Raw genomic sequence first — 25,592 nt, forward strand, 5'->3', positions numbered from 1 at the left:
CGGATGTATGTCCGGCTGGACAAGTATCCGGAGCAGTTCAAGAACTACGCGCTGCTGGAGCAGAAGGCGGTGAGCCTGTCGCTCTACGCGACGCTGGTGGTGCACGGGCTGTTCCAGACGGAGGCCTACGCGCGGGCGCTGATCGGCGGTGGGTACCCGCCGCTGCCGGAGCGACGGGTGGAGGAGCTGGTCGAGGCGAGGATGGCGCGCAGGGAGCTGTTCGAGCGGGATCCGGTGGCGCTGATCGAGCTGGTCCTGGAGGAGTCGGTGCTGCGCCGCACGATCGGCGGCTCGGAGGTCATGCGGGGGCAGTTGCTGCACCTCGCGGAGTGCGCGCGGAGGCGGAACGTGACGGTTCAGGTGCTGCCGCTGGACTGCGGGCTGAGCGGGGAGCACGCTGGCGAACGAGGCGGCATGACCCTGGTGGAGACACCGGAGCACGACCACCTCGTGTACCTGGAGATTCAGGGCGAGAGTCTGTTGATCAAGGACCGTGCGAAGGTCAGTACGTACGGGCAGCGGTATGCGAGGATCCGAGCACAGGCCCTCGACACCCGTGAATCGCTGGGCCTCATCGAGCGGTTGGCAGGAGAGCAGAGATGAGCAGCACCCTGCGGTGGTTCAAGTCCAGCTACAGCGACAGCGGCGGTGGCGAGTGCGTCGAAGTCGCCTTCGACTGGCGTACGTCCTCGTACAGCAGCCCCAGCGGCGGCGAGTGCGTCGAGGTGGCCGCCTGCCCCCACACCGTCCACGTCCGTGACTCCAAGAACCCCGGCGGGCCCGTCCTCGCCGTCGCCCCGGCGGCCTGGGGGTCCTTCCTCGCCTGGGCCGAGTAGGGTTGTTCGTAGGAATGACCCGAAAGGGGGCGACATGTCCGCGATCAGGCAGAGCGTCGAGATCTCGCGTCGTCCCGAGGACGTCTTCTCCTACCTGACCGACGCCTCCCACATGCCCGAGTGGCAGGAGAGCGCCCTGGCGGTCAGCCCGGTCGGAGGCGCCACCGGCGGCTTGGGCTCCCGGGTCAGGGTGACCCGGCAGATGGGCCGCCGGCGGATGCCGATGACCATGGAGATGAGCCAGTACGACCCGCCGCGGAGCTTCCGCATGGACGGGATCGACGGCCCCGTCCGGGGCCATGTGCAGGGGACGGTCGAGCCGATCGGCGACGGCGAGCGGTCGCGCGTGACGCTGGACCTGAACTTCGAGTCGCACGGCATCGGCAAGGTGCTCGTGCCGCTGGTCGTCCGGGCGCGTGCGAGGAAGGAAATGCCGAGGAACGAGCAGCACCTCAAGGACATCCTGGAGGCACGCCCGTAGCCGCCACAGGGCCCGGGCGCGCTCCGGGCCCCGCGCTCGTCGGCGGGCCTACTTCTCGATGGTGATCACCCGCACGCCGGTCCCCCGGTAGCGCTTGGGGTCGGCGCTGAGCACCGGTCGGCCCCGGGGCCACTCGACCGAGGGCTGGGCCAGGTGCACCGCGTGCGCGCTGCTCCACTCGTCATCGTGGACCCGCAGGCGCTTGCCGACGGCCGCCGCACCCGCGAAGTCCAGGGCGGCGATGTCCACGGACGGCAGGGCGCCCACGTGTTCCGCAACGCCCGCCCGCTCAGCCTCGGCAGCCGTCAGGGACAGGGCCGGGATGCAGATCCTCAGCGTGGCGTCGCTCTCGGCCTCCACGACGAGCCACGAGGCCATGCGGTTGCCGCCGCCCAGCGCCAGCACAGCGGTGTCGTCGAAGACGATCGCGCGCGGCAGCGGGTACTGGTCCTCCTTCACTGAACCTCCCCGATGCGCCCCGACACCACGTCGGCCCAGAGCTGCTGCCCCGCCACCGCGTCCTGCTCCGTGTACGGCCCGCCGAGGAAGTGTTCCTCGACGTACGCCTTGGTCTCCTCACGACGCTTCGCCAGTTCTTCTTTGGTCGGCGTCGCTCCGGCGAGCTGCGCGACCAGATCGCGCATGGTGATCCCACGATCCCGGGCGAGCTCCTGGAGGCGGTCGCGAACCGCGGGGTCAACCTTGATCGTTGTGTCAGCCACCATGACAGTATACCGACGGTATACCACCTCAGGGCGTTCGAGTGTGATGGTCATGGCACTCCATTTCTTTTCGGTGGGCCCGGCCGCCGAGCGGCGGCCGGGAGCTTTCAGCAGCGGCGGCGCAGGACCTGCCGGACCGAGGCGCTGCCGCGCAGTGCGGCCGCGACGAAACCGGCGACGGCGGGCGTGGCGGGGTCGCAGCGGGCGCAGGAGGCCCCTTCGGGCACCGGCGTGCCGCAGACGCCGCACTCGGGTCGTACGGGCGCCGCAGGGCGCGGTGCGGGCTTCTTGCGGCGGAGGCGGTCGGCCACCAGGGCGGCGGGGGCGTGAACGCGGGTGGGCAGGCCGGAGGTCAGCGCCTCGCGGATCAGGGCGTCACTGGCGCCGACGGCCCACCACTCCTCGACCAGGGTCCTCAGCCGTTCCGCCTCGCCCGCCCCCAGGGCGAGCCGTGGATCGCTCCGGCCCAGCGAGGTGAGCAACTGGACTGCCGGGGAGGGAGGTTGTTTCACCCCCGTCTTTTCTCCCGGAGGGAGCGGTCCAGGAGGCCCGTCGTCCCGGCCACCGGAGGCCGGGTTTCCGACCGTTCGGGGGGTGGGCCCGGCGGCGGGGGCTTCGGCGGGGTCCGGGGCGGGGGCTTCGGGGTCGTACGGGGTGTCGAAGACCTCGTACTCCGTGCGCAGTCGCCCCGTGCGGTCGCGGCGCGTCAGGCGGCGCAGATAGCGGGCCTCCTCCAGCTCCCGGAGGGCGGCGCCGATCCGGTCACGGCCCTCCTTGCGCTGCTCGGAGAGCTTGCGGATGCTCGCCCTGGCACCGTTGGGAAGGCTGACCAGATAGGCGAGGAGACCCACGGCGCACCACGAGATGGTGGCGTCGCGCAGCAGGGCGTTGCTGAAAGTGGTGAAGGCGCGCGTGGGCGCGGTACGGTAAACACGCATCGGGAGGTCTTGCTCCTGGTGTCGCGCCCCCGGATGTTGGCCCATCGCGGGGGCATTTCGTTTTCTGTGCGGCGAATCTAGCGCCACGCGAAGCGATCACCGCAATCAACAGCCTTTAGTCATACGGTCATTCGAAAACCGGGGACTTGATATCCGGTTTCCGGTGCGACCTGCGGTGATGCAGCGAAAAGGGGTGGCCACCCGCCGGTGGCCACCCCTGTGTCATATGCCGAATTCACCCCTGCGGGTGAGCCTCGGTGAGGCTCAGTACAGCGTGCCGCGTGCGCCCCAGCCCGAGCCGATCTGGACCGTGGGGCCGAACGTGCCGTCGCCCCTGCCGCTGTTGCGCAGCAGCTTGCCGTTGGTGTCGCGGGAGACGAGGTCGTTCTTCCCGTCCCCGTCGACGTCCCCCGCGCCGATGATCGCGTCGCGTCCCGCTCCCCAGTCTCGGAACACCAGGGTCCGGGGGTGGAACGCGCCCGTGCCGGTCGACTCGTACCTCCACAGCTCGCCGCCCGCGTCGCGGGCGAGCAGGTCGGTGTGGCCGTCCCCGTCGAGGTCGCCCGCGCCGATCAGGGTGAGACCGTTCCACTTCCCGGCGATCCTGACGCCCGCCTTGATGCCGCCCGCCCGGTTGTCCGCGTACAGGTAGAGGTCGCCCGTCGAACGCTGGCGGGCCAGCAGGTCGGCGCGGCCGTCGCCGGTCATGTCCCCGGGGTTGAGCAGGACGTCGAAGGCGTTGAAGCCCGTGCCGATCCTCGACTTGGGGCTCGTGGGGGCGGGGACCCCGGCGCACTTGGCGCCGTGGCGGTACAGCTCGCCCGTGGTGGCGCGGGTGAGGACGTCGTTGCAGCCGTCGCCGTCCAGGTCACCGAAGGGGACGACGGCGCTGACGCCGGTCCAGCCGGTCGACGTCGTCGACGTGCCCTTCACCGGCTCGTGGGCGCTCAGCCCGCCGCCGCTGCGGGAGAACAGCTCGCCGATCCCGTCACGGTCGTAGTCCCGGAACGGCAGGTGCACATCGGCGACCTGGACCGTCCCGGTGCGCACCGCGCGGGGACCGCTGCCGTCGCCGGGGTCGGCCTTGAGCGTCCAGGTGTAGTGGCCGGCGGGCACGAAGGCACCGTCCGAGCCCCTGCCGTCCCAGGCCATCGAGGACTGCGCCCCGACGCGGTCGGCGGAACTCCAGCCGGCCACGGTCGTACCGGCCGGGTTCTTGAACTCGATGCTGGTGCGGAGGGCGGGCCGCGACAGCAGCCAGGTGCCGTACCAGGCCCTGTCCGCGCCGTTCGCGACGTTCAGCACCGAGGTGTCCTGGCGCTCCTCGATGACCGAGATCGGGGAACGCGGCACAGTCACCGGCTTGATGTGGATGCGCTCCTCGGCGTCCGTGAACGCCACGTGGCCGCCAAACTTGTCGACGGACCAGTCGGCGCCGGCCGGGACGGAGGCGAAGTCGGTCGTCCTGACGGCCGCCGGGTCGCCGGTGTGGACGTCGGTGAGCGTGAGCTTCCCGGCCGCCGCGTCCTTGCGTACCACGAACCCGTCACCGAGCTGCGTCTCGCCGAACGGCACGGGCGTGGTCAGCCGGGTCTTCTGGTCCCAGACACCGGCCTTCGCTCCCTTGGCGCAGCTCCAGTGGATCCAGCGGCCCACGGCCTGGAGCCGGTCGGGGGTGCAGTCGGAGCCGATCGCGAGGGCGGCCGAGGTCGCCTTCGTCTTCACGTCGTACCAGGAGACGGTGGAGGGCTTGGCGGGGTCGGACAGCCAGACGGTCGTGCCCCACACCGTGGACGCGGCCCTGCCGTCGAACCGGCGGGTGCCGAACTGCCGCTGGAGATCGCCCACGTACTGGGTGGTGACGGTGCCCGACACGACGTACCGGCCGGAGCCGCCGGACAGCCGTCCGTACATCCCGTCGGCGTGCTGTCCTGTGAGCCCCCCGATGACGTCGGTGTTCGACTGGTGCGCCGCCTCGCCGTTGCCGAGCGGAACCAGGGCGTCGACCGGGGTGGGCAGACCCCGGACCATGACCCGCTGGTCCGCCGTGGGGGTTCCGGTGATGGACAGGAGGTGCCGGTACAGCGCCGGGGAGGACGACACGTCGGACATGGCCCGGTAGTGCAGCGCCCCGGCGCCCAGGGTGAGGCCGTCCACGGGCGTGGGCGGCGCGGGCACCACGACCTCGGCGGCCGGGCCGTCCGCCGCGAACGCCGCACCGGGGAACAGCGGCACGAGGGTGCCCGCCAGGGCGGCGGACAGAACGACGGACGCGCCGGAACGCGTCAAAGCATGACGAGGCAAGGGCCCCTCCCCAGGAACCGAAGAGGCGGGGGAGGCGGCGCGACGGCTCGCCACGGCTGATGTGTCCTGCCCGGCCCCCCACGGCCGCGCCCTCCCCCGCAAGACGCTGGGATCGTAACAGCAGCCCCGGACATCACATCAGGCACTTTCCGAGCGGGTGCGACGAAGGGGCGGCCACCCGCCGGTGGCCGCCCCCGTACCGCGCGCGTCTCAGCAGCTCAGGTTCGAGCCCGTGGGGACGCCCAGGATCTGGGTGAAGCGCTGGTAGTTGGTGATGCGGCTCTGCACCTGCGCCGGGTTCTTGCCGTCGCACTCCAGGGAACCGTTGATGGAGCGGATGGTCTGGCCGAAGCCGGCACCGTTGACCATGGCGTTGTGGGGCGTCATGGTGCCGGGGCCGTTCTGGGTGTTCCAGTACCAGAGGCCGGTCTTCCAGGCGACCGCCGGCTCCCGCTCGACGCGGTAGGGGTTGTTGAGCAGGTCGATGCCGAGGGCGTCGCCCGCCGCCTTGTAGTTGAAGTTCCAACTGAGCTGGATCGGGCCGCGCCCGTAGTAGGCGGCCTGGCCGGCCGGGCAGCCGTAGGGCTGACCGGAGTCGCAGTAGTGCGGGTAGTTGGCGGTGTTCTGCTCCACGATGTGGACCAGGCCGCCCGTCTCGTGGCTGACGTTGGCGAGGAAGGCGGCGGCCTCCTGCTTCTTCACCGTGTCACTGCCGGTGTTGGCGAAGCCGGGGTACGCGCTCAGGGCGGCGGTCAGACCGCTGTACGTGTAGAAGGAGTTGCGGTTCGGGAACATCTGGTTGAACTGCGCCTCGCTCACCACGAAGCCCGAGGGCGACGGCGAGGGGCCGGGGCCGGTGCCGCCGCCGCACGCGCCCTGGTCGGACCAGACGTCGGCGGAGCCGGGGCGTTCGTTCTGGGTCCACCACTTCGCCAGCCAGTTGCGGCCGTTGTACGAGGCGGTCTTGCCACCCGTGTAGACGGTGGCGGAGGTCCAGGGCGCCGCGCACTCGGCGGCCGACGCGGTGGTGGCGGGGAGCATGACGGCCAGGCCGACGGCCGCGGCGAGAGCGGCGAGGGTGGCGAGCAGGGTCGACAGGCGTCGCAGCATGAACCGGCCTTTCCGTGGGGGATGTCCCCTACCGAAGCGTGAATGGTCTGTACCTGTCAAGGTCTAGACCAAACGTTGTTACGGGCGCCCGGCCCTCCTCTGGCATGCTCTGTGGACGTGGAGCCTCTGAGTGGTCAAGACCCCGTCCAGGTTGGGCCGTTCCGGCTGCTCGGACGGCTGGGGTCCGGCGGCATGGGCCGGGTGTACCTGGCCAGGTCGGCCGGTGGTCGCACGGTCGCGGTGAAGGTGGTGCACGCCGAACTCGCCGAGCGGGAGGAGTTCCGGCGCCGCTTCGCCCGCGAGGTGGCCGCGCTGGAGAAGGTCGGCGGCACCGGAACCGCGCCGGTGCTGGGCGCGGACACCGCCGCGGAGGCGCCGTGGGTGGCCGTCGGGTACGTCGCGGGGCCGTCGTTGCGTACCGTCGTCGGGGACGAGTACGGGCCGCTGCCGGCCGCGTCGGTGCGGTCCCTCGCCGCCGGGCTGGCCCGCGCGCTGGAGCACATCCACGCCGCCGGGCTGGTGCACCGGGACCTGAAGCCCGCGAACGTCCTGCTCACCGTCGACGGGCCCCGCATCATCGACTTCGGCATCGCCCGGGCGGTCGAGACGGTCACCGACGGCGGGCTGACCAGCACCGGAGCGGTCGTGGGCTCGCCCGGGTTCATGTCACCCGAGCAGGTGCGGGGCGAGCGGGTCACCCCCGCGTCGGACGTCTTCTGCCTCGGCTCGGTCCTGGCGTACGCGGCGACCGGGCGCGCGCCGTTCGGCACCGCCGACAGCGGCGTCCACGCCATGCTGTTCCGCATCGCGCACGACGAGCCCGACCTCACCGGCCTGCCCGCCGAGCTGGACGGCCTCGTCCGGTCCTGCCTCGCCAAGGACCCGGCCGCCCGCCCCACCGCGGGCGACCTGGCCGCCTCCGTCGAGCCCGCCGACCCGTGGCTGCCCGCCGGGCTGCTCGCCCAGCTCGGCCGGATGGCCGCCCGGCTGCTCGACCAGGACGGCACCCCGGCGCAGGACGGCACCCCGGCACACGGCACCACCCCCGAGCACGGCACCCCCACCCCCGGCGGCACCCCCGGCGCCACCCCGGCCGGCGACGCCACCCCCGCGCACGACGGCACCACCGCCGGCGGCGGCGCGCAGGCGCCCGTACCGGAGCCACCGGGCCGCCCCCGCCCGGGACGGCGGCGGCTGCTGATCGGCACCGTCGCCGCCCTCGCCGCCGCGGCCACCGCGGCCGCCGTCGGGTACGGGCTGACGGAACGCTCCCGGACGCCGGGCGCGCCCGGCGGGGGCACGACAGCGGGGGACGGGTCCCGCAACGTCGTCCCCGCCACCTTCCTCGGCGCCTGGGAAGGGGTCCTCCGGGGCACCGACACCGCCCCGTACGAAACCGCCCGCATCGAGATCAGCGAGGGAGCGCCCGGCGACAAGGCGGCGGTCTACGTCCACGTGGGCGGGGAGCGGCTCTGCATGGGCCGGTCGGCCCTCGTCTCGGCGGACGAGGACGGGATCGTGTTCGGCGAGAGCGACGTGACGACCAGCGTGCCCGCCCGGCGCTGCACACCGGCGGCCCACCAGAAGCTGACCGTCCGCTCCCCGGAGGTGCTGGAGTGGTCGTCGGGCGCGGCGACCGCCACGTTCCGCAAGGCCCGGTCCGGGCCCGCCGTCGTGCCCAAGGAGTTCCTCGGGCACTGGAAGGACGTCCCGCACCCGGACGTGTCCGACCCGCAGGCGGACCTCTACAGCCACGAGGTGATCATCACCCAGGGCCCGGTCGGCGCGCCGCTCGTCCGGTTCGAGCAGAGCTACCCGCGCACCGACGAGGAGACCGGCGAGCCGCTGTCCGACACGGTCAACTGCGCCGAGACCGCCGTCCTCGGCGGCGCCGGGAGCCTGCTGGTGCTGGGCCCGGCCACGGTCGACGCGGCCGCCTCCGACCGGGAGTGCACCGCCTCCGGCGCGTCCTCGAACCTGCGGATCCAGCGCGTCGACGGCAAGGACCGGCTCCTGGTCTACGGCATGGACGCGGACGGGGAGCCCGGCGAGTTCTCCAAGGAGAAGTGACCGGGCTCCCCGTCACGGGACCTGCTCGGGTGTGCCTACAGGAAGGAGTTGATCTCGATCGTCTCGGTACGGCCGGGGCCGACACCGATCGCGGAGATCGGCGCGCCCGACATCTCCTCCAGCGCCTTCACGTACGCCTGCGCGTTCTTCGGCAGGTCGGAGAAGGTCTTCGCCTTGCTGATGTCCTCGGACCAGCCGGGGAGGTACTCGTAGACCGGCTTCGCGTGGTGGAAGTCCGTCTGCGAGTACGGCAGCTCCTCGACGCGCTTGCCGTCGATCTCGTACGCCACGCAGACCGGGATCTGCTCCCAGCCGGTGAGCACGTCCAGCTTGGTGAGGAAGAAGTCGGTCAGGCCGTTGACGCGGGTGGCGTACCGGGCGATGACCGCGTCGAACCAGCCGCAGCGGCGGTCACGGCCGGTGGTGACGCCCCGCTCGCCGCCGATGCGGCGCAGCGCCTCGCCGTCCTCGTCGAACAGCTCCGTCGGGAACGGGCCGGCGCCGACGCGGGTGGTGTACGCCTTGAGGATGCCGATGACCCGGCTGATCTTCGTGGGGCCCACGCCCGCGCCGGTGCAGGCACCGCCGGAGGTCGGGTTGGACGAGGTCACGAAGGGGTACGTGCCGTGGTCGACGTCCAGGAGGGTGCCCTGGCCGCCCTCGAAGAGGACGACCTTGCCCTCGTCGATGGCGTTGTTGAGGATCAGCGTCGTGTCGGCGACGAACGGCTTGATCTGCTCCGCGTACTGGAGCATCTCCTCGACGATCCGGCCCGACTCGATGGCGCGGCGGTTGAAGACCTTGGCGAGGAGCTGGTTCTTCTGCTCCAGCGCCGCCTCGACCTTCTGCTCCAGGATCGACTCGTCGTAGAGGTCCTGGACGCGGATGCCGACGCGGTTGATCTTGTCGGCGTAGGTGGGGCCGATGCCGCGCCCGGTCGTGCCGATCTTGCGCTTGCCGAGGAACCGTTCCGTCACCTTGTCGAGGGTGACGTTGTACGGAGTGATCAGGTGTGCGTTACCGCTGATCAGCAGCTTCGACGTGTCGACGCCGCGCTCGTTCAGTCCGCTCAGCTCGGAGAGCAGGACCGCCGGGTCGACGACGACACCGTTCCCGATCACCGGGGTGCACCCCGGTGAGAGGATTCCGGAAGGGAGAAGGTGCAGCGCGTACTTCTGGTCGCCGACGACGACCGTGTGGCCGGCGTTGTTGCCGCCCTGGTAGCGCACCACATAATCAACGGATCCACCGAGGAGATCGGTGGCCTTTCCCTTGCCCTCGTCACCCCACTGAGCACCGAGCAGCACAAGTGCGGGCACAGGCGTACACCCCTTCCGGGCGGGGCATGTCCAAGGCCAGGGGAAGTACAGACGTCGTACGACGGTGTACGACACAGCCTGAGCCGTCGGACCGGGTGCCCCGGAATAGACGAAGCCCCTGGCGCAATAGCGCAAGGGGCTCTTGCACAAAGATGCTACCCGAGGAAGGACCGAGGTGTCGGCTCCCGACCAGTTGCTGGTCGTCATCGACGCGGTGGCGCGCCGGAACGACGGCGAGTCCGTGCGGATCGCGAAGGACGTCCTGCGTGCCGGGGCGAGCGTCAAGATCTGCCTCCCCGACACCCCGGCCGAGTTCGCCCGGGCCCTTTCCCGGCGCGGTTCGCGGCGCCCCGTGGTCATCGGTGACGACCGGGCGCTGCTGCGGGCGGTGGCGCAGCTTCACCGGGAGCGGGAGCTGGCCCACGGGGCGTTGTCGCTGGTCCCGGTCGGGCCGCGCGGCTCGGTGGAGCTGGCCGGGGCCCTGGGCGTGCCGCTGGGCGCGGTGGCCGCCGCGCGGTCGGTGCTGGACGGGGCGGTACGGCGGCTGGACCTGCTGGTCGACGACAGCGACGGCGTGGTGGTGGGGGGGCTGCGGGTGCCGGCGGGGCCCGCGGGACTGTCGGTCGTGGAGCCGCCGTCGGTGTGGGACACCTGCCGGTCGCTGGTGCGGACGCTGGTCCGCCCGGCGCCCGTCGTTCCGGCGATACGGACGCACCGGCTGCGGGTCGAGGCGGACGGGCGGCTGCTCAGCGACCTGGACGACCCGGTGGAGGGTGTGACGGTACGCTCCCGGGGCGGGGTCGCCGAGGTGGTGGTCCGCCCCAGGGCGGCGGAGCCGGTGCGGGTGGAGGCCGCCGCGGTCACGATCTCGGGCGCCTCGTACCGCTACCGGGCGGACGCGCTGGTCACGGGCCCGGTGTGGACCCGGACCTGGACGGTCCGCCCGTCGGCGTGGTCGCTCACCCTGCCGGTGGGGTAGCGCCCGGGGGCCGGTTCCTACAGGGCGTCCAGCGGGCCGGTGAAGGGCGGGGGCGTCGAGGCGTCGTCGTTGTCGTCGTCCTTGTCGTCCTCCGGGGTGCCGGGGAACATCAGCCGGGCACTGATGCTGATCATGGCCATCGCCGTGAGCCCCATGGCGAACTTCAGCAGCCGCATGCCGCCCGTCCACTCGTGCGGCGACCCGAAGACCACGTAGAACGCGAGGGCCGCTCCGGAGAGCAGAACGAGGACAGCGACGGTACGGCGCAAGGCAGTTGACATCCGTCCATGATCTCAAACCTCCACCGGCAGCCCCTTCAGACCCCGGATCACGAAGCCCGGGGAGCGCTCCGGCTCCCCGGCCGGCCGGAGGGCGGGCGCCCGGGTGAGCAGCGCCTCCATCGAGGCCGCCAGCTCGATACGGGCCAGCGGGGCGCCGAGGCAGTAGTGGATGCCCGCGCCGAAGGAGACGTGCGGGTTGTCCGACCGGGACAGGTCCAGGGTGTCGGGGCGGTCGAAGACGTCCGGGTCCCGGTTGGCCGAGCCGAACAGCAGGGCGACCTCCGAGCCGCGCGGGACGGTGGTGCCGCCGATCTCGATGTCGTCCAGCACCCAGCGCTCGAAGAGCTGGAGGGGGGTGTCGTAGCGGAGCAGCTCCGCTACGGCGGTGGGGACCAGCCCCGGGTCGGCGCGCAGGGCGGCGAGCTGCTCCGGGTGGCGGAAGAGCGTCCACCAGCCGCCGACCGTGGCGTTCACCGTCGCCTCGTGACCGGCGTTCAGCAGCAGCACACAGGTGGAGACCATCTCCTGCTCGGTGAGCCGGTCGCCCTCGTCGTGCGCCGCGATCAGCGCGCTGATCAGGTCCTCGCCCGGTGCGGCGCGCCGCTCGGCGATCAGTTCGCGCAGGTACGCCGAGAACTCGGCCGACGCCCGGACCGCGCGGGCCGCCGTCCCCTCGTCCGGGTTCAGCTCGTACATGCCGCAGATGTCCGCCGACCAGGGCCGCAGCGGTGCCCGGTCGGACTCGGGGATGCCGAGCATCTCCGCGATCACGGCGACCGGCAGCGGCTCGGCCACGGCGGTCAGCAGGTCACCGCCGCCGTCCGCGACCAGGACGTCGACCAGCTCGCCGGCCAGCCGGTGGACGTAGGGCCTCAGCCGCTCGACCGTGCGCGGGGTGAACGCCTTGGACACCAGGCGCCGGACCCGGGTGTGGTCCGGCGGCTCCAGGTCCAGCATCCCGTGGTCGTTGAGGGTGTGGAACGGCTCGTGGGCGGCCGGCGGCGGCGTCCGCCCGAACTCCTCGTGGGTGAAGCGGTGCCGGTACGTCCGCCCCAGCCGCCGGTCGCGCAGCAGCGCGGACACGTCGGCGTGGCGCGGGACCAGGTACTGGCGCGTCGGCTCGAACCAGTGCACCCGGCCGCCGGCGCGCAGCCCGGCGTAGGCGGGGTAGGGGTCGGCGACGAAGGCGGGCGACCACGGGTCGAAGTCCATGCGCCCGACCCTATGCACGGCTCAGCCCGGAGTCACCAGCCTCGCCTCGTACGCGAAGACCGCCGCCTGCGTGCGGTCCCGCAGCCCCAGCTTCACCAGGATGCGGCTCACATGCGTCTTGATCGTCGACTCGGCGACCACCAGGTGGGAGGCGATCTCGCCGTTGGACAGGCCCTGGGCGATCAGCACCAGGACCTCCGTCTCGCGCTCCGTCAGGTCCCCGACCTGGGCCAGGGCCGACGGGCGGGACGTCTCGGCGGTCTTGGCGAACTCGGTGATCAGGCGCTTGGTGACGGTCGGCGCCAGCAGCGCCTCGCCGCCCGCGACCACCCGTACCCCCTCCGCGAGCTGCCGCGCGGAGGCGTCCTTCAGCAGGAAGCCCGAGGCCCCGGCGCGCAGCGCCTGGTACACGTACTCGTCCAGGTCGAACGTCGTCAGCACCAGCACCTTGGCGTCACCGTCCGCCGCGACGATCTCGCGGGTGGCGTCGATGCCGTTCATCTCCGGCATGCGGATGTCCATGAGCACGACGTCCGGGCGGAGCGCCCCGACCTGCCGGACCGCCTCGCGGCCGTTGACGGCCTCGCCGACGACCTCGATGTCGGGCATCGCGTTCAGGAGGACGGAGAAACCCTCCCGGACCATGCTCTGGTCGTCGACGATCAGTACGCGGATGGTCATGCCGACTCCTGTCGCTGCGCCGGGATGAAGGCCGCGACCTCGTAGCCGCCGTCCTCCGTCGTCTCCGCCGTCATCTCGCCGTCCAGCATCGCCACCCGTTCCCGCATGCCCGTGATCCCGTGCCCGGCCCCGGGGGACGGCTTCACCAGGCCCCGGGCCGGCCCGTTCACCACCCGCAGGCCCAGCCCGCCGAGCACGTACGACACCTCCACCTTCGCGGACGCGCCCGGTGCGTGCCGCAGCACGTTGCTCAGCGCCTCCTGCACGATCCGGTACGCGGACAGCTCCACGCCCGGCGGCAGCTCCCGGGCGGCCCCGGTGACCGTGGCGTCCACGGTCAGGCCCGCCTCGCGGACGTTGGCGATCAGCGATTCGAGGTCGGCCAGCGTCGGCTGCGGCGCGTCGGGCGCCTCGTAGTCCTCGGCCCGTACGACCCCGAGGATGCGGCGCAGCTCGGTCAGCGCGGCGACGGCGTTCTCCCGGATCGTGACGAAGGCCTGCTCCAGCTCCGGCGGCGGGTTCTCCACCCGGTACGGGGCGGCCTCCGCCTGGATGGCGACGACCGACATGTGGTGGGCGACCACGTCGTGCAGCTCGCGGGCGATGGTGGTGCGCTCCTCCAGGAGGGTGCGCCGGGACCGCTCCTGGGCGGTGACCGTCTGCTGGGCGGTGACCTCCTCCTTGGCCGCGCGGCGGGTGTGGAAGACGGTGACGCACAGCAGCACGAAAGCGGAGGTGACCAGCAGGGGCCAGGTCGACCCGCTGCTGCCCCGGCTGAGGAAGACCTCGCAGAAGAAGCCGAACCCGCCCGTGAGCGCCCACATCCAGGCGGCGGTGCGGGGCCGGGTGCGGGCGGCGACCACGGTCATCACGGTGAGCTGGCCGATGAAGCTGGTCGGGGCCCATGGCCAGCCGTCCCAGTAGCCGGCCATCACGCTCACGAACGGGGCGGTCGCCAGCGACGCCCAGAACGCGGCGACGGGCCGGACCAGGGTCAGCATGATCACGCCGGCCGGGATGATGCCGGTGACCGGCTTGCCCTCGGTGTAGCCGACCGACATGACGATCAGGGCGGCCCCGATCACCAGGGCGTGCGGGAACCAGGCGACGTACCCGCGTATGAGGCGCGGCAGCCGCCTGGTCACCGGCCCGTCGGTGGCCATGGGCGTCAGCGGCCGGTAGGCGAGGGCGTCGTCGAGGAGCTCACGGCGCATGCCCATGAACATGCCGTGAGCCATCCGGTACTCCGGACTGCGCGTCTTGGTGTCGGTCACGTCAGCAACGGTAGGCAAGGCGGGGGCCGCGGTCGTCACCTTGGATGGGGATCCTTCCGCGTCCCCCTGGAGTACTACGCCGCTGACCAGGAGCGGAACGCGGCCGCGTGGGTCCTGGCCCACTCCGCGAAGGTACGGGCCGGGCGGCCGGTGACCCGCTCCACGGTGTCCAGGACCGTACGCCCCTCGGGCGGGGTGTTCCCGTACACGTCCAGCAGGAAGTCGATCACGTCCGCCGGCCGGCCCTCGGCGCGCCACCGGGCGACCGCCTCGGCCTCGGTCAGCTCCACCAGCCGCACCTCCCGGCCCCTGGCCGCCCCGATCGCGTCGGTCTTGTCCCGGACGGTGAGCGCCTCGGGCCCGGTGATCACGTACTCCCGTCCCGCGTGCCCGTCCTCGGTGAGGGCGACCGCCGCGACCGCACCGATGTCGGCCTCGTGGACCATGGCGCTGAGCCGGCCGGGGAACGGCTCGCGGACCTCGTCGGAGGTGCGGATGTCCTCCGCCCACTCCAGGGCGTTCGCCATGAACTCGACCGGCATGAGCACCGTCCACGGCAGGCCGCCCGCCCGCACCGCGTCCTCCAGCGGGCTCGGTCCGCCGCCGTGCAGGACGGTGACGCGCCGCACGCCGGCCGCGCGGGCGAGCTCCACGACGCGGGGGCCGGTGTCCAGCGGGGTGAAGTACGGGCCGCCGAAGGTGATCAGATGCAGACCGGTGACCCCCTCCAGGGCGGCGGTGAGGGTCCCGGGGTCGGTGAGGTCACCGCGTACGACCTCGACGCCCTCGGGCAGGCCGGCCTTCGCGGGGTCCCGGGTCAGGGCCCGCACGGGCCGGCCGCGGCGCAGCAGCTCGGCGACCACCTGGCGGCCGACGGTGCCGGTCGCCCCGGTCACCAGGGTCGTCTCGTTCTCGTGGTTCGTCATGGCGGCGACGCTACGAACCCTTGCGGTCAGCCCCCGTCCTGGATCACCAGGCCAGTTGCGCGATCTCCTCCGCGACCACCGCGCACGCGTCCGCCGCCGGGTCGATCAGCGGGAAGTGCCCGACGCCGTCCAGCAGGGTGAGCCCGACCATCTCGCCCGCCTTCGCCGCCGCGTCCGCGTACGCCTCCGCCACGGCCCACGGGACGACGGTGTCCTCGCGCCCCTGGACCACCGCCGTCGCGATCCCGGTCGGCAGCAGCACGGACGGGTCGGCGCACCTCGCCCGCGCCTCGAACTCGGGGCCGGACCCCAGGAGCTGGGTGACCGCACCACCGCACACGTCCAGCTCCACCGCCCGCGCGACGTGCGCGATCGGCGCCAGGGCGACGACCCCGCGCAGCGCGGGCGGGCCGTCCAGCCGCCACGGCGCCCCGGCGGGCAGGACGTGCCGGGCGGCCACCCACAGCGCGAGATGACCGCCCGCCGAATGCCCGGTGACCACCGTGCGGCGCGCGTCGGCCCGCGGCAGGTGCGTACGGACCAGGGCGGGCAGCGCGTCCAGCGCGGCCGCCACGTCGTCGAACGTCTCCGGCCAGCGCCCCGCGACGGGCCCGTCGCCGCCCTGCCCGGGTACGTCCCGGCCCCGCCGGTACTCGACGTTGGCCACGGCGAAACCGCGCCGCGCCAGGTAGTCGGCGAACGGGGTGACGTGCCACCGGTCGTACGGCGCCCGCCACGCCCCGCCGTGCAGCACGACGACGAGCGGCGCGTCGCCGTCGCCGCCGCGAGGGGCGTAGAAGTCCACGACCTGATCCGGATGATCACCGTACGCGGCGGTGGAATCCGGGTCGACGGCCGGATGCGACAGGACCGACGCTTCCTCGGCGGCGTCGCGCGCGGCGGGGTCGGGCATGATGCTCAACCTTTCGGTGACGAGGCCCGATCGGCCTGGACTGCGGGGACGGTACCAGGACCGGCCGCCCCCGCGGACCAGGCCCGACGTCAGCCGGCGGACTCCGCGACGGCGTCCGCGAACACGTCCCGGACCACGTCCGCCAGCACGCGCGCCGCGCGCTCGGCGTCCGCGAACGACACGTACAGCGGTGTGAAACCGAACCGCAGCACGTCCGGGCGGCGCAGGTCGCCGACCACGCCCCGCGCGATCAGCTCCTTCATCACGGCATGGGCCTTTGAGCAGCGCAGGCTGACCTGGCTGCCTCGCTCCTCGTGCGGCCCGGGGGTCACCGAGGTGACCCGGCCCGCGGGGACGTAGGCCTCGACGCACTCCAGGAAGAAGTCCGTCAGGGCCAGGCTCTTGGCCCGTACCGCCGCCACGGGCACCCCGTCCCAGACGTCCAGCGACGCCTCCAGCGCCAGCATGGACAGGATGTCCGGCGTGCCGACGCGCCCGCGCGCCGCGCCCTCCGCCGCCGCGTAGCCCGGCGTCATCGCGAAGGGGTCGGCGTGCGAGTTCCATCCCGGCAGCGGGGAATCGAAGCCCGCCTGGTGGCGCTCCGCCACGTACAGGAAGGCCGGCGCGCCCGGGCCGCCGTTGAGGTACTTGTACGTGCAGCCCACCGCCAGGTCCACGCCGTGCGCGTCCAGGTCGACCGGCAGGGCGCCCGCACTGTGGCACAGGTCCCACACGGCGAGCGCGCCCGCCGCGCGGACGGCCGCCGTCACGCCCGGCAGGTCGTGCAGCCGGCCCGTGCGGTAGTCGACGTGGTTGACGAGCGCGGCCGCCGTCCGCGGGCCGACCGCGTCCGGCACCTCTTCGGGGGCGGCGGCCACCAGTCGCCTGCCGGTCAGCCGCGCGGCCGACTCGGCGATGTACCCGTCCGTGGGGAACGTCGTGGCGTCCACGACGATCTCGTCCCGGTCCGGGTCGGCCAGCCGCACCGCGCCCACCAGCGCCTTGAAGACGTTGACGCTCGTCGAGTCGCCGACCACCACCTGGCCGGGTGCCGCGCCGACGAGCGGCGCGATCCGGTCGCCGATCCGCTCGGGCGCGGTCCACCAGCCGCTCTCGTCCCAGGAGCGGATGCGCAGCTCGCCCCACTGGCGGGTGATGACGTCCGCCATGCGTTCCGGTACGTGGCGGGGCAGCGCGCCCAGCGAGTTGCCGTCCAGGTACACCACGCCGTCGTCGAGCGCGAACAGCCCGCGGCGCTCGGCGAGCTGGTCCCCGGCGTCCAGCGACGCCGCCCTGGCCCTGAGGTCGAGGTCGTCAGACATGGCTGCGCGCCGTCCACACCTCGGGGAACACGTTCTTGCGGGCCCGCTTCTCCAGCCAGGCCACCCCGGCGGAGCCGGCCGTGCCCGTCTTGGAGCCCATCGCGCGCCGTGTCGCCACCAGGTGGTCGTTGCGCCAGCGCCACACCAGCTCGCCGACGTCCGTCAACGCCTCGCCCAGCCGAACCAGTTCGTCATGATCCGCCGGGTTCGCGTAGATGCGCGCCCAGATCTCCTCGACCACCGGGGACGGTTCGTACTTCTGCGACAGGTCGCGCCGCAGGACGCTGTCCGGCACCGGATGGCCGCGCCGGGCCAGCAGCCGGAGCACCTCGTCGTACAGGCTCGGCTCGTGCAGCGCCTTCTCCAGCTCCGCGTGGACGCGCGGGGCGCCGCGGTGCGGCACCAGCATCGACGCGGACTTGTCACCCAGCAGGAACTCCAGCCGGCGGTACATCGCCGACTGGAACCCGGAGCCCTCGCCGAGGGCACTCCGGTAGGAGTTGAACTGGGCCGGAGTGAGGCGCGCGAGCGGCTTCCACGAGGCGTTCAGCGCCTCCAGCTCGCGCACCGAACGGCCCAGGGCGTCCATCGCCACCGGTATCCGGTCCTCGCGCAGGGCACGGCTCGCGGTCTCCCACTCGTGGACGATCACGGTGAACCACAACTCCATGACCTGCGTGGTCACCAGGAACACCATCTCTCCCGGATCGTCCGAGAGCGGGTGCTGGAGGTGGGTGAGGACGTCCGCCTGGACGTAGTCCTCGTACGGCGTCGTGCCTGTGTACTCCAGGTTCGGGGTGTCCGAACCGGGCGCGGAGGCATCGGGGGAAGTAGACATCGCTGTCTCCATCAATGCGTGCTACCGGGTAGCGGTCTGCCCCCCTTATGGGCGCTCGGTTTGCCTTGCGTCCCGCAGGCGGAGCCCCGGTCCCCTCGGGACCACGCCGTGTGCGCGTGGACCCAGTCGCATCATGACACGAGCGGTCCCTCGATGTACCGGCCGGAGGTGTCATACGGCCAGGCGTTGGAGCGGCACCCGTCGAGGCCCTTGATCTGCTGCATCATCACCGGGGCCGGCCGGCCGGGGGCCGCGCAGCCCATGTGCCGGCGGATGCCGATCTCGTGGCCGACCTCATGGTTGATGATCAGGTGCCGGTACTCGGCGGGGGGACCGGTGAAGGTGGGGGAGCCCAGCATCCAGCGCTTGAGGTTCACCACGACCCCGTCGGCGGTCTCGCAGTTCAGCTCGCCGCCCGTGTCGAACCCCTGGGCGAGGCACAGGGCGTCGGCCGTGGCGGGCGTGGCGATGCGGATGACGAAGTCGGGGTCCTCGGCGACGAGCTGGAAGGAGCCCCGGCCGTGGGCGGCCCAGCCCTGGGGGTGGGCGAGGATCCGCTGGATCTCCTGGGCCGCGCCCGCCGCCGGGAGGCCGATGCCATCCTCGACCTGGACGCTGTAGCGGCGGAGGGTTCCCGAGCCGGTCCTGGCGCCGGTGGTGCGGGCGGTGGTGAAGGTGCCCGGCCCGGACGCCGGAACGGCGGTGGACGTGCCGGGGCGGTCCCGCCGGGGCGGGGCGTCACGGCCGGCGCGCGGCGGGGCGGTGGCGCCGTGGCCGGTGGCCGGGCCGGCGGCGGGCCGGCCGGGCGGGGGTGCGAGCGGGGCGGCGGCGGTGCCGGCGGGGGCCGGGGCGCCCCGCCAGTGGGCCAGGGCGGCGCCACCGCCGAGGCAGACGCCGGTCAGGGCGAGCGACAGCAGGACTATTCGGCCCAGCGGGCGGCGGGCGCCCCCGCCGCCCCGCGCGCTCCGACGGCGTCGACGTCCTCGCGGTGCGGCGGCACGCTTCCCCACAATGGATCTCCGTTCGATGGTGAGCGCGATCGTAACGGTCACGCATCGATAACGGTGCGACCCGCCTCACCCCGACCGGAGGGAACCGGTCCGGGTGGGCGGGTCTCGGCGTGGCGGAGCCCCGGTCAGCCGAGGGTCTCGGCGGCCAGGGGCGAGGAGTCCCGCAGGAACGTCGAGCAGCGCTCGTACTCCTCCTGCTCGCCGATCGCCTGCGCGGCCCGCGCCAGGGCGTTCAGGGCGCGGAGGAACCCGCGGTTCGGCTCGTGCTCCCACGGCACCGGGCCGTGCCCCTTCCAGCCGCTGCGGCGCAGGGCGTCCAGGCCCCGGTGGTAGCCGGTCCTGGCGTACGCGTACGACTCGACGACCCGGCCGGCCTCGAACGCGTCGTCGGCGAGCTGGGCCCAGGCCAGGGAGGAGGTGGGGTACTTCGCGGCGACCTCGGCGGGCGCGGTGCCGCCCGCGAGCAGCTCACGCGGCTCCGGGTCGTCGGGCAGATGGGTGGGGGGCGGTCCCCCCAGCAGGTTTTCGTGGATGGCCATGCCACCAGTGTCACAGGCCCGGCACCGCGTCTGCGATGCCGGGCCCGTGTCGGACGATCAGTGGTGTGCCGGGGGTGTTACTTCAGCTTGGTACCGGTGGAGCGCAGCGCCTCGCACGCCTCGGTCACGCGCTTGGCCATGCCCGCCTCGGCCAGCTTGCCCCAGGTGCGCGGGTCGTAGGTCTTCTTGGAGCCGACCTCGCCGTCGACCTTCAGCACACCGTCGTAGTTCTTGAACATGTGGTCCGCGACCGGACGGGTGAAGGCGTACTGGGTGTCGGTGTCGAGGTTCATCTTCACGACGCCGTTCTCCAGCGCGGTGGCGATCTCCTCGGCCGTGGAGCCGGAGCCGCCGTGGAAGACGAAGTCGAACGGGTCGGCCTTGCCGAAGCGCTCGGCCACGCCCTGCTGGAGGTCCTTGAGCAGCTCGGGGCGGAGCACGACGTTGCCCGGCTTGTAGACGCCGTGGACGTTGCCGAAGGAGGCGGCCAGCAGGTAGCGGCCCTTCTCGCCCAGGCCGAGCGCCTCGGCGGTGCGGATGGCGTCGTCGACGGTGGTGTACAGCTCGTCGTTGATCTCGTGGGTGACGCCGTCCTCCTCGCCGCCGGTCGGGGTGATCTCGACCTCAAGGATGATCTTGGCGGCGGCGGCCTTCGCGAGCAGCTCCTGGCCGATGGACAGGTTGTCGGCGAGGGTCTCGGCCGAGCCGTCCCACATGTGGGACTGGAACAGCGGGTTGTCACCCTTGGCGACGCGCTCGGCGGAGATGTCGAGCAGCGGACGGACGTAGCCGTCCAGCTTGTCCTTCGGGCAGTGGTCGGTGTGCAGCGCGATGGTGACGTCGTACTTCGCGGCGACGATGTGCGCGAACTCGGCCAGGGCGACCGCGCCGGTCACCATGTCCTTGCTGTACTGGCCGCCCAGGAACTCCGCGCCACCGGTCGAGATCTGGATGATGCCGTCGCTCTCTGCCTCGGCGAAACCACGCAGGGCGGCGTGCAGAGTCTGCGACGAGGTGACGTTGATGGCCGGGTAGGCGAACTTGCCTGCCTTCGCCCGGTCGAGCATCTCGTTGTAGACCTCGGGGGTTGCGATGGGCATCTGTCCGCTCCTTGTGATCTGCGGTTGCGTAGCGTTGCTGATCCCTGACCTGGGGGCGACGTCATCGTCGCACCCATCTTTCCAGACTCCGCCGCGGGCTCCACCCCGCCTGCCACGAGGGGCGGACCGTTTCACGTGAAACCGTCCGCCCCTCGATGAACCCGCAGGTCACGCCCTATGGGACTAGTCCAGGCCCAGCTCGTCCAGGGCGTAGGCGTACCGGTACGGCACCCCGGCCGTCCCGCTGATCTTCTCGGCCGCACCGGTCGCCCGGTCGACGATCGTCGCCACCGCCACGACCTCGGCACCGGCCTCGCGGACCGCCTCGACGGCGGTGAGCGGCGAGCCTCCGGTGGTGGAGGTGTCCTCGACCACCAGGACCCGGCGGCCCGTGATGTCCGGGCCCTCGACGCGGCGCTGCATGCCGTGCGCCTTGGCGGCCTTGCGCACGACGAAGGCGTCCAGCGTCCGGCCGCGCGCGGCGGCGGCGTGCAGCATCGCCGTGGCGACCGGGTCGGCGCCCAGGGTGAGACCGCCGACGGCGTCGAACTCCAGGTCGGCGGTCAGATCGAGCATGACCTGACCGACGAGCGGGGAGGCCGCGCCGTCCAGGGTGATCCGGCGCAGGTCGACGTAGTAGTCGGCCTCCAGACCCGAGGAGAGGGTCACCTTGCCGTGCACCACGGCCTTGTCCTTGATCTGCTGGAGCAGATCGGCTCGTACGTCAGTCATGCCCATGAGCTTAAAGCCGCCGCCACGCGAAGGTCGCGGCCAGCTCCAGCGGCTCGATGGGCGTGACCAGGCGGGGAGCGGTGTTGAGGCCGTTCGGCGGTCCCGACTGGGGCTCCACGCAGACCGCCGCCTCCTGCTCGTCGTACACCACGACCCAGGGGGCACGGCTGGTCACCTTCAGCTCCAGCTCCCCGGGCCAGGTGAGGGTGACATCCACCCCGTCCGGCATGCCGAAGCAGTCGTCCCACGGCCCGGGCAGGGGCGCGATCCGGCGGCCGGTGGGCAGGTGGTCCTCGCCGCGCTCCTCCTGCCACTCGGGTGCGAAGTCGAGGCGTACGTCGTCCCCGCCCAGGTTCCGCCGGAACCACGGGTGCCAGCCGGCCTGGGCCGGGAAGGAGTCGCCGTAGGTCTCGACACCGAGCTGGAGCGTGAGCGCGTCCTCGGTCAGCCGGACGGTCTGGGTGACCCGGCCGGGGTACGGCCACGGCTCGGTGAGGTCATAGGTGAACACCGCCTCCGCCTCGTCGGCGAGGGCGACGCGCCACGCGGTGTCGCGGCCGGTGCCGTGGATGGCGTGCGGCGGGGAGTTGAGCGGCATCCGGTGCCAGGTCGCCCCGTTGAGGAACCGGCCGTCGGCGATCCGCCCGCACCAGGGCACCATCGGGAAGCAGCCGTACTTCTCCCCCTGCCGCAGCAGTTCGGTCCCGCCGACGCGCAGGCTCTCGATGCGGCATCCGTTGTCCGGACGCACCGTCAACTCGACGTCTCCGGCCATGAGCCGGACGCTCTGTTCGCTACTGGTCACGCCCCCGACACTACTTGCGGCGGCGCAGCGCGCGTCCGACCACCACCGCGGAAGCCAGGGCGAGCGCGGCGGCCGGGGCGAGCCACCGCAGCGTCGCGGCCGTCGACGCGGTCTCCGGACCGGGCGTCGGCGCGTACCGGCCGCGCGGCGGGGCGTGGTCGACCTCCTCGGCACTGCGGCCGATCATGGTGCGCCGGGCGTGTGCCGCCTCGGCGCCCGCACCGGACAGCACTCCGTCGGGGATGTCGGGCACCTCGAACTCGGCGTCGGCGAGCGGGTCCAGGGACGGCGGCGGCACGGGGGCGTCGAACACCGACCCGGCGCTCTCGGCACCCTGGTCCACTCCGTCGTCGTCGACGTCCAGCTCGTCGGTGAGGTCCCGGCCGGCCAGGCCCGCCTCCTGGGCGAGGTCGTCCCCGTCCTGATCACCGATGGAGGCGCCACGCACCCCCGACGCGGTGGTGGTGGCCGTCGCCGCCAGGGACTCGGCGAAGCGGTCGAGCAGCCGGTGGGCCGCCGACAGCGCGGTGTCGTCCGGCAGCTCCGTCAGCCGGCCCTCCGCACGCGTCGTCCCCGTGAAGCGCAGCGTCGTGCCGCCGTCCACCGGGGTCATACGGACCGTGAGGGCCACCTTCGCCGAGCCCGTTCCGCGCACCTCCGTGCCGTCGCCCTCGACGACATAGCTGCCGTCCTCCTGGGCGGCGATGTGCAGGGCGCCCCGGTAGGTGATCGAGTGCCCGCCGGCCCGCACCTTCAGGCGGCCCGAGAGCGGGCCCGCCGACGCGTCCGCGTCCTGCTGGAGCCCCGGCACGCACGGGGCGACCCGGGTGGGGTCCGCCAGCACCGCGCGGAGGGTCTCGACGTCAACCGGAACGAACACCTCATGCTCCATGGAGCCCGAGCCTACCCACGCCCGGCGCCCACGTCTCCCATGTGCGCGAGGCCAAACGAGGTCACTCGCCGTACCTCGGGTGCACCAGCGTCGAGGGCGGCAGGTCCGCCGGCCGTGTCCCCACCACGGGGCGCACCCCCGCCACGGCGGCCGGGTCCGGGGGCGGCTGGCCCCGGGCGGCCAGCAGGAAGCCCCAGTCGTCCGGCACCGAGCCGCCGTCCGTGGACCGGTCGGGCCCGGCGGCGAACCCGGAGAGCCGCCCGGTGGCGCGGTAGGGCCGGGTGGTGAAGCCGGCCGACCGCAGGGTGGCGTCCACCGTCCAGAAGGTGCGGGGCCGGGACGCCATGGGGCCCGCGTGGACCGCGAGCCGGCCGCCGGCACCGAGGACCCGGCCCGCCAGGCCGTAGAACTCCGCCGAGTACAGCTTGGTGCTGGCCGTGATGCCCGGGTCCGGCAGGTCGCAGACCACCACGTCGTACGGCGCGCCCGACGCCGCCGTCTCCCGGAGCCACGCGAAGGCGTCGCCGTACACCACCCGCACCCTCGGGTCCCCGTAGGCGTGCCCGTTCAGCCGGGCGAGGGCGGGGTCCTGCCGGGCCAGCCGCACCACCCCGGGGTCCAGCTCCACCACCGTCACCGACTCCACCCCGGCGCGGAGGACCTCCCGCACCGCCAGCCCGTCGCCCCCGCCCAGCACCAGCACCCGCCCGTGCGGTCCGCGCATCGCGGGGTGCACCAGCGCCCGGTGGTACCGGTGCTCGTCCCGCCCGCTGACCCGCAGCCTCCCGTCCAGGAAAAGCTCCGGCGGCTCCCCCGCCCCGCCCGTCAGGACCACCTCCTGGACGTCCGTCTGCACGGCGACCCGCAGCCGCTCCCCGTACACCGCCCGGCGCACCGACCGCTCGAAGTCGTCCGCCAGCACCGTCGCGGTCGCCAGCACGCCCAGCACCGTCACATTGGCCACCACCAGCAGCCAGCGCGCCCGCACGGTCAGGTCCCGCCCGAACAGCCAGAGCACCAGCGCCCCGCCCGCCACCGCGTTGACCGCCCCGGTCAGCAACGCACTTGTCAACTGGCCCAGCCACGGCAGCAGGAGGAACGGGAAGGCGAGCCCCCCGACCAGCGCCCCCACGTAGTCGGCGGCGAACAGGTCCGCGACCGTCCCGCCCGCGTCCTGCTCGGCCCGCCGAGAGATGCGCTGGATCAGCGTCATCAGCAGCGGTATCTCCGCCCCGATCAGCACCCCGATGGCGAGGGAGAACCCCACCAGCGCGTACCGCGACTCGCCCACCCAGGCGAACGTGGCGTACAGGACGAGGGCGGAGCAGCCGCCGACCAGGGCCAGCGCGGCCTCCAGCAGCCCGAAGCCCACGGCCGCGCGCCAGCGCAGCCGCTTGGCGAGGAGCGAGCCCACCCCCATCGCGAAGACCATCACGGACAGCACGACGGACGCCTGGGTGACCGAGTCCCCGATCAGGTACGAGGCGAGCGCGACCAGCTCCAGCTCGTACACCAGCCCGCACGCCGCGCAGATGAACACCGTGGCCAGCACGAGGAACCGCCCCGCCCGCTGCCGCACGGGCGGCGGTGCCGGCCCGCCCTGTGCGGGCGGCACGGCGACGGAGACGTGCGGCGCTTCGATCACCCCAATAACGCTACGTCACACCTCCATGACCATTTGTCACCCACACGGGTGTAACTAGAGGGGTGCCGGCATACGGACGCCCACACTGGTCCTGGTGACCACGAGCTGTCCTTCTTGCGGGTACGCGTGCCATGTGCGCCACCGCACCTGGCCCTCGTGCCGCTGGGCGAGCATGGCGGTGAAGGCGTGGGGCGAGCCGGGGAACGTGCCGGCGAGGCCGTGGGGATGGTCGGCGACGAGCGCCAGCAGTTCCTGGGCCCGGCCGGCGAACGACCCCTTCGACAGGGTCTCGACACGGGCGGCGAACTCGTACTCCCACGGGCCGATGCTCTTCGCCACGCCGAGCGGCAGCGGGGTGCTGCTGCCGGGCATGCAGGCGACGGTCTCGGAGCATCTGCCTCGTTCCTCCTCCAGCAGGACCTGGTGGGAGGCGCCGAGGAGTCTGAGCTGGAGGGTGGCGCCGGCCAGTTCGAGATCGAGCACGGCGAGAGCGGGCAACGCCTCCCGACCCAGCGCCCAGGCCAGGTCGGCGGCGCGCGTATCGGTGTAGGAGGTTTTGAGCGTCGTGAGCATGGGTCAGCTCCGCAAACATGGTTTGACGGGTGGACCAGAGGCGTCCCGGAAGACGTTCAGGGGGACTGGGGGATCTCCGTCGCGAAATCC

At 72.8% G+C, this 25,592-nt stretch carries 27 protein-coding genes; 5 read left to right on the forward strand and 22 right to left on the reverse strand.

Annotated elements, in window-relative coordinates; translation table 11 throughout:
• From ACF068_RS19450 to ACF068_RS19460, 3 genes are all read left to right on the forward strand, one after another.
• The coding region (locus ACF068_RS19450) for a DUF5753 domain-containing protein (protein ID WP_392275481.1) at nt 1-603 on the forward strand (603 nt) is incomplete at its 5' end.
• Nucleotides 600-836: a DUF397 domain-containing protein gene (locus ACF068_RS19455; protein WP_392275482.1), complete on the forward strand. Its 237-nt coding sequence runs from the start codon at nt 600-602 to the stop codon at nt 834-836. The genes ACF068_RS19450 and ACF068_RS19455, both read left to right, overlap by 4 nt.
• Before the next feature lie 34 nt (nt 837-870).
• Nucleotides 871-1,317: an SRPBCC family protein gene (locus ACF068_RS19460; RefSeq protein WP_392275483.1), complete on the forward strand. Its 447-nt coding sequence runs from the start codon at nt 871-873 to the stop codon at nt 1,315-1,317.
• Nucleotides 1,318-1,365: 48 nt separating this feature from the next.
• On the opposite strand, the gene ACF068_RS19465 is transcribed toward ACF068_RS19460, so the two are convergent.
• From ACF068_RS19465 to ACF068_RS19485, 5 genes are all read right to left on the reverse strand, one after another.
• The gene (locus ACF068_RS19465) at nt 1,366-1,776 is read right to left on the reverse strand and encodes a hypothetical protein (RefSeq protein ID WP_392275484.1); all 411 of its coding nucleotides are present in this window, start codon (nt 1,774-1,776) and stop codon (nt 1,366-1,368) included.
• Nucleotides 1,773-2,042, reverse strand: a complete 270-nt coding sequence (locus ACF068_RS19470; RefSeq protein ID WP_392275699.1) for a hypothetical protein — start codon at nt 2,040-2,042, stop codon at nt 1,773-1,775. Before ACF068_RS19470 ends, ACF068_RS19465 begins: the two co-directional genes overlap by 4 nt.
• 104 nt (nt 2,043-2,146) lie before the next feature.
• Nucleotides 2,147-2,977 (reverse strand): hypothetical protein, encoded by an 831-nt coding sequence (locus ACF068_RS19475; RefSeq protein WP_392275485.1) that lies wholly within the window; start codon nt 2,975-2,977, stop codon nt 2,147-2,149.
• 264 nt (nt 2,978-3,241) lie between these two features.
• Complete coding sequence (locus tag ACF068_RS19480; protein WP_392275486.1) at nt 3,242-5,266, reverse strand: FG-GAP-like repeat-containing protein; 2,025 nt, start codon at nt 5,264-5,266, stop codon at nt 3,242-3,244.
• 225 nt (nt 5,267-5,491) lie between these two features.
• On the reverse strand, nt 5,492-6,391 hold the full coding sequence (locus ACF068_RS19485) for a glycoside hydrolase family 19 protein (protein ID WP_392275487.1): 900 nt from the start codon (nt 6,389-6,391) through the stop codon (nt 5,492-5,494).
• 117 nt (nt 6,392-6,508) lie between these two features.
• Between ACF068_RS19485 and ACF068_RS19490 the strand changes: the two genes are divergently transcribed.
• The gene (locus tag ACF068_RS19490) at nt 6,509-8,461 is read left to right on the forward strand and encodes a serine/threonine-protein kinase (RefSeq protein WP_392275488.1); all 1,953 of its coding nucleotides are present in this window, start codon (nt 6,509-6,511) and stop codon (nt 8,459-8,461) included.
• A gap of 35 nt (nt 8,462-8,496) precedes the next feature.
• On the opposite strand, the gene ACF068_RS19495 is transcribed toward ACF068_RS19490, so the two are convergent.
• Complete coding sequence (locus ACF068_RS19495; RefSeq protein ID WP_392275489.1) at nt 8,497-9,780, reverse strand: adenylosuccinate synthase; 1,284 nt, start codon at nt 9,778-9,780, stop codon at nt 8,497-8,499.
• A gap of 175 nt (nt 9,781-9,955) precedes the next feature.
• Here ACF068_RS19495 and ACF068_RS19500 point away from each other — a divergent pair, with 175 nt between their 5' ends.
• On the forward strand, nt 9,956-10,759 hold the full coding sequence (locus ACF068_RS19500; protein WP_392275490.1) for a diacylglycerol kinase: 804 nt from the start codon (nt 9,956-9,958) through the stop codon (nt 10,757-10,759).
• Nucleotides 10,760-10,776: 17 nt separating this feature from the next.
• On the opposite strand, the gene ACF068_RS19505 is transcribed toward ACF068_RS19500, so the two are convergent.
• From ACF068_RS19505 to ACF068_RS19580, 16 genes are all read right to left on the reverse strand, one after another.
• On the reverse strand, nt 10,777-11,040 hold the full coding sequence (locus tag ACF068_RS19505; protein WP_392275491.1) for a hypothetical protein: 264 nt from the start codon (nt 11,038-11,040) through the stop codon (nt 10,777-10,779).
• 12 nt (nt 11,041-11,052) lie between these two features.
• Nucleotides 11,053-12,252 (reverse strand): cytochrome P450, encoded by a 1,200-nt coding sequence (locus ACF068_RS19510; protein ID WP_392275492.1) that lies wholly within the window; start codon nt 12,250-12,252, stop codon nt 11,053-11,055.
• 21 nt (nt 12,253-12,273) lie between these two features.
• Nucleotides 12,274-12,933 (reverse strand): response regulator, encoded by a 660-nt coding sequence (locus ACF068_RS19515; protein ID WP_392275493.1) that lies wholly within the window; start codon nt 12,931-12,933, stop codon nt 12,274-12,276.
• Complete coding sequence (locus ACF068_RS19520; protein WP_392275494.1) at nt 12,930-14,207, reverse strand: sensor histidine kinase; 1,278 nt, start codon at nt 14,205-14,207, stop codon at nt 12,930-12,932. Before ACF068_RS19520 ends, ACF068_RS19515 begins: the two co-directional genes overlap by 4 nt.
• 74 nt (nt 14,208-14,281) lie before the next feature.
• Nucleotides 14,282-15,133, reverse strand: a complete 852-nt coding sequence (locus ACF068_RS19525; RefSeq protein WP_392275495.1) for an NAD(P)H-binding protein — start codon at nt 15,131-15,133, stop codon at nt 14,282-14,284.
• Between the two features lie 43 nt (nt 15,134-15,176).
• On the reverse strand, nt 15,177-16,046 hold the full coding sequence (locus tag ACF068_RS19530) for an alpha/beta hydrolase (protein WP_392275496.1): 870 nt from the start codon (nt 16,044-16,046) through the stop codon (nt 15,177-15,179).
• An 89-nt stretch (nt 16,047-16,135) separates the two neighbouring features.
• Nucleotides 16,136-17,368, reverse strand: coding sequence for a kynureninase (gene kynU / locus ACF068_RS19535; protein ID WP_392275497.1), 1,233 nt, complete (start codon nt 17,366-17,368; stop codon nt 16,136-16,138).
• A complete protein-coding gene (locus ACF068_RS19540; RefSeq protein WP_392275498.1) occupies nt 17,361-18,206 on the reverse strand; it encodes a tryptophan 2,3-dioxygenase family protein in 846 nt (281 codons plus the stop codon). Before ACF068_RS19540 ends, kynU begins: the two co-directional genes overlap by 8 nt.
• Before the next feature lie 131 nt (nt 18,207-18,337).
• The gene (locus tag ACF068_RS19545) at nt 18,338-19,258 is read right to left on the reverse strand and encodes a DUF3152 domain-containing protein (RefSeq protein WP_392275499.1); all 921 of its coding nucleotides are present in this window, start codon (nt 19,256-19,258) and stop codon (nt 18,338-18,340) included.
• Between the two features lie 83 nt (nt 19,259-19,341).
• Nucleotides 19,342-19,755 (reverse strand): DUF3151 domain-containing protein, encoded by a 414-nt coding sequence (locus ACF068_RS19550; RefSeq protein ID WP_392275500.1) that lies wholly within the window; start codon nt 19,753-19,755, stop codon nt 19,342-19,344.
• A gap of 77 nt (nt 19,756-19,832) precedes the next feature.
• Nucleotides 19,833-20,873 carry a class II fructose-bisphosphate aldolase gene (gene fbaA, locus ACF068_RS19555; RefSeq protein ID WP_392275700.1) on the reverse strand — a complete coding sequence of 347 codons (1,041 nt, stop codon included), beginning with the start codon at nt 20,871-20,873 and terminating at the stop codon, nt 19,833-19,835.
• A 165-nt stretch (nt 20,874-21,038) separates the two neighbouring features.
• Nucleotides 21,039-21,587, reverse strand: a complete 549-nt coding sequence (gene pyrE / locus ACF068_RS19560) for an orotate phosphoribosyltransferase (RefSeq protein WP_392275501.1) — start codon at nt 21,585-21,587, stop codon at nt 21,039-21,041.
• A gap of 10 nt (nt 21,588-21,597) precedes the next feature.
• Entirely contained in the window at nt 21,598-22,392 is a 795-nt protein-coding gene (locus ACF068_RS19565) for an aldose 1-epimerase (RefSeq protein ID WP_392275502.1), read from the reverse strand.
• A gap of 10 nt (nt 22,393-22,402) precedes the next feature.
• A complete protein-coding gene (locus ACF068_RS19570; protein WP_392275503.1) occupies nt 22,403-23,284 on the reverse strand; it encodes an SRPBCC domain-containing protein in 882 nt (293 codons plus the stop codon).
• Between the two features lie 61 nt (nt 23,285-23,345).
• Entirely contained in the window at nt 23,346-24,929 is a 1,584-nt protein-coding gene (locus ACF068_RS19575; RefSeq protein WP_392275504.1) for a polyamine aminopropyltransferase, read from the reverse strand.
• Between the two features lie 54 nt (nt 24,930-24,983).
• Entirely contained in the window at nt 24,984-25,502 is a 519-nt protein-coding gene (locus tag ACF068_RS19580) for a DUF2617 family protein (protein ID WP_392275505.1), read from the reverse strand.
• Between the last annotated feature and the right edge of the window lie 90 nt (nt 25,503-25,592).

The sequence above is a fragment of the Streptomyces sp. NPDC016309 genome (assembly GCF_043077235.1).
GTDB lineage: Bacteria > Actinomycetota > Actinomycetes > Streptomycetales > Streptomycetaceae > Streptomyces.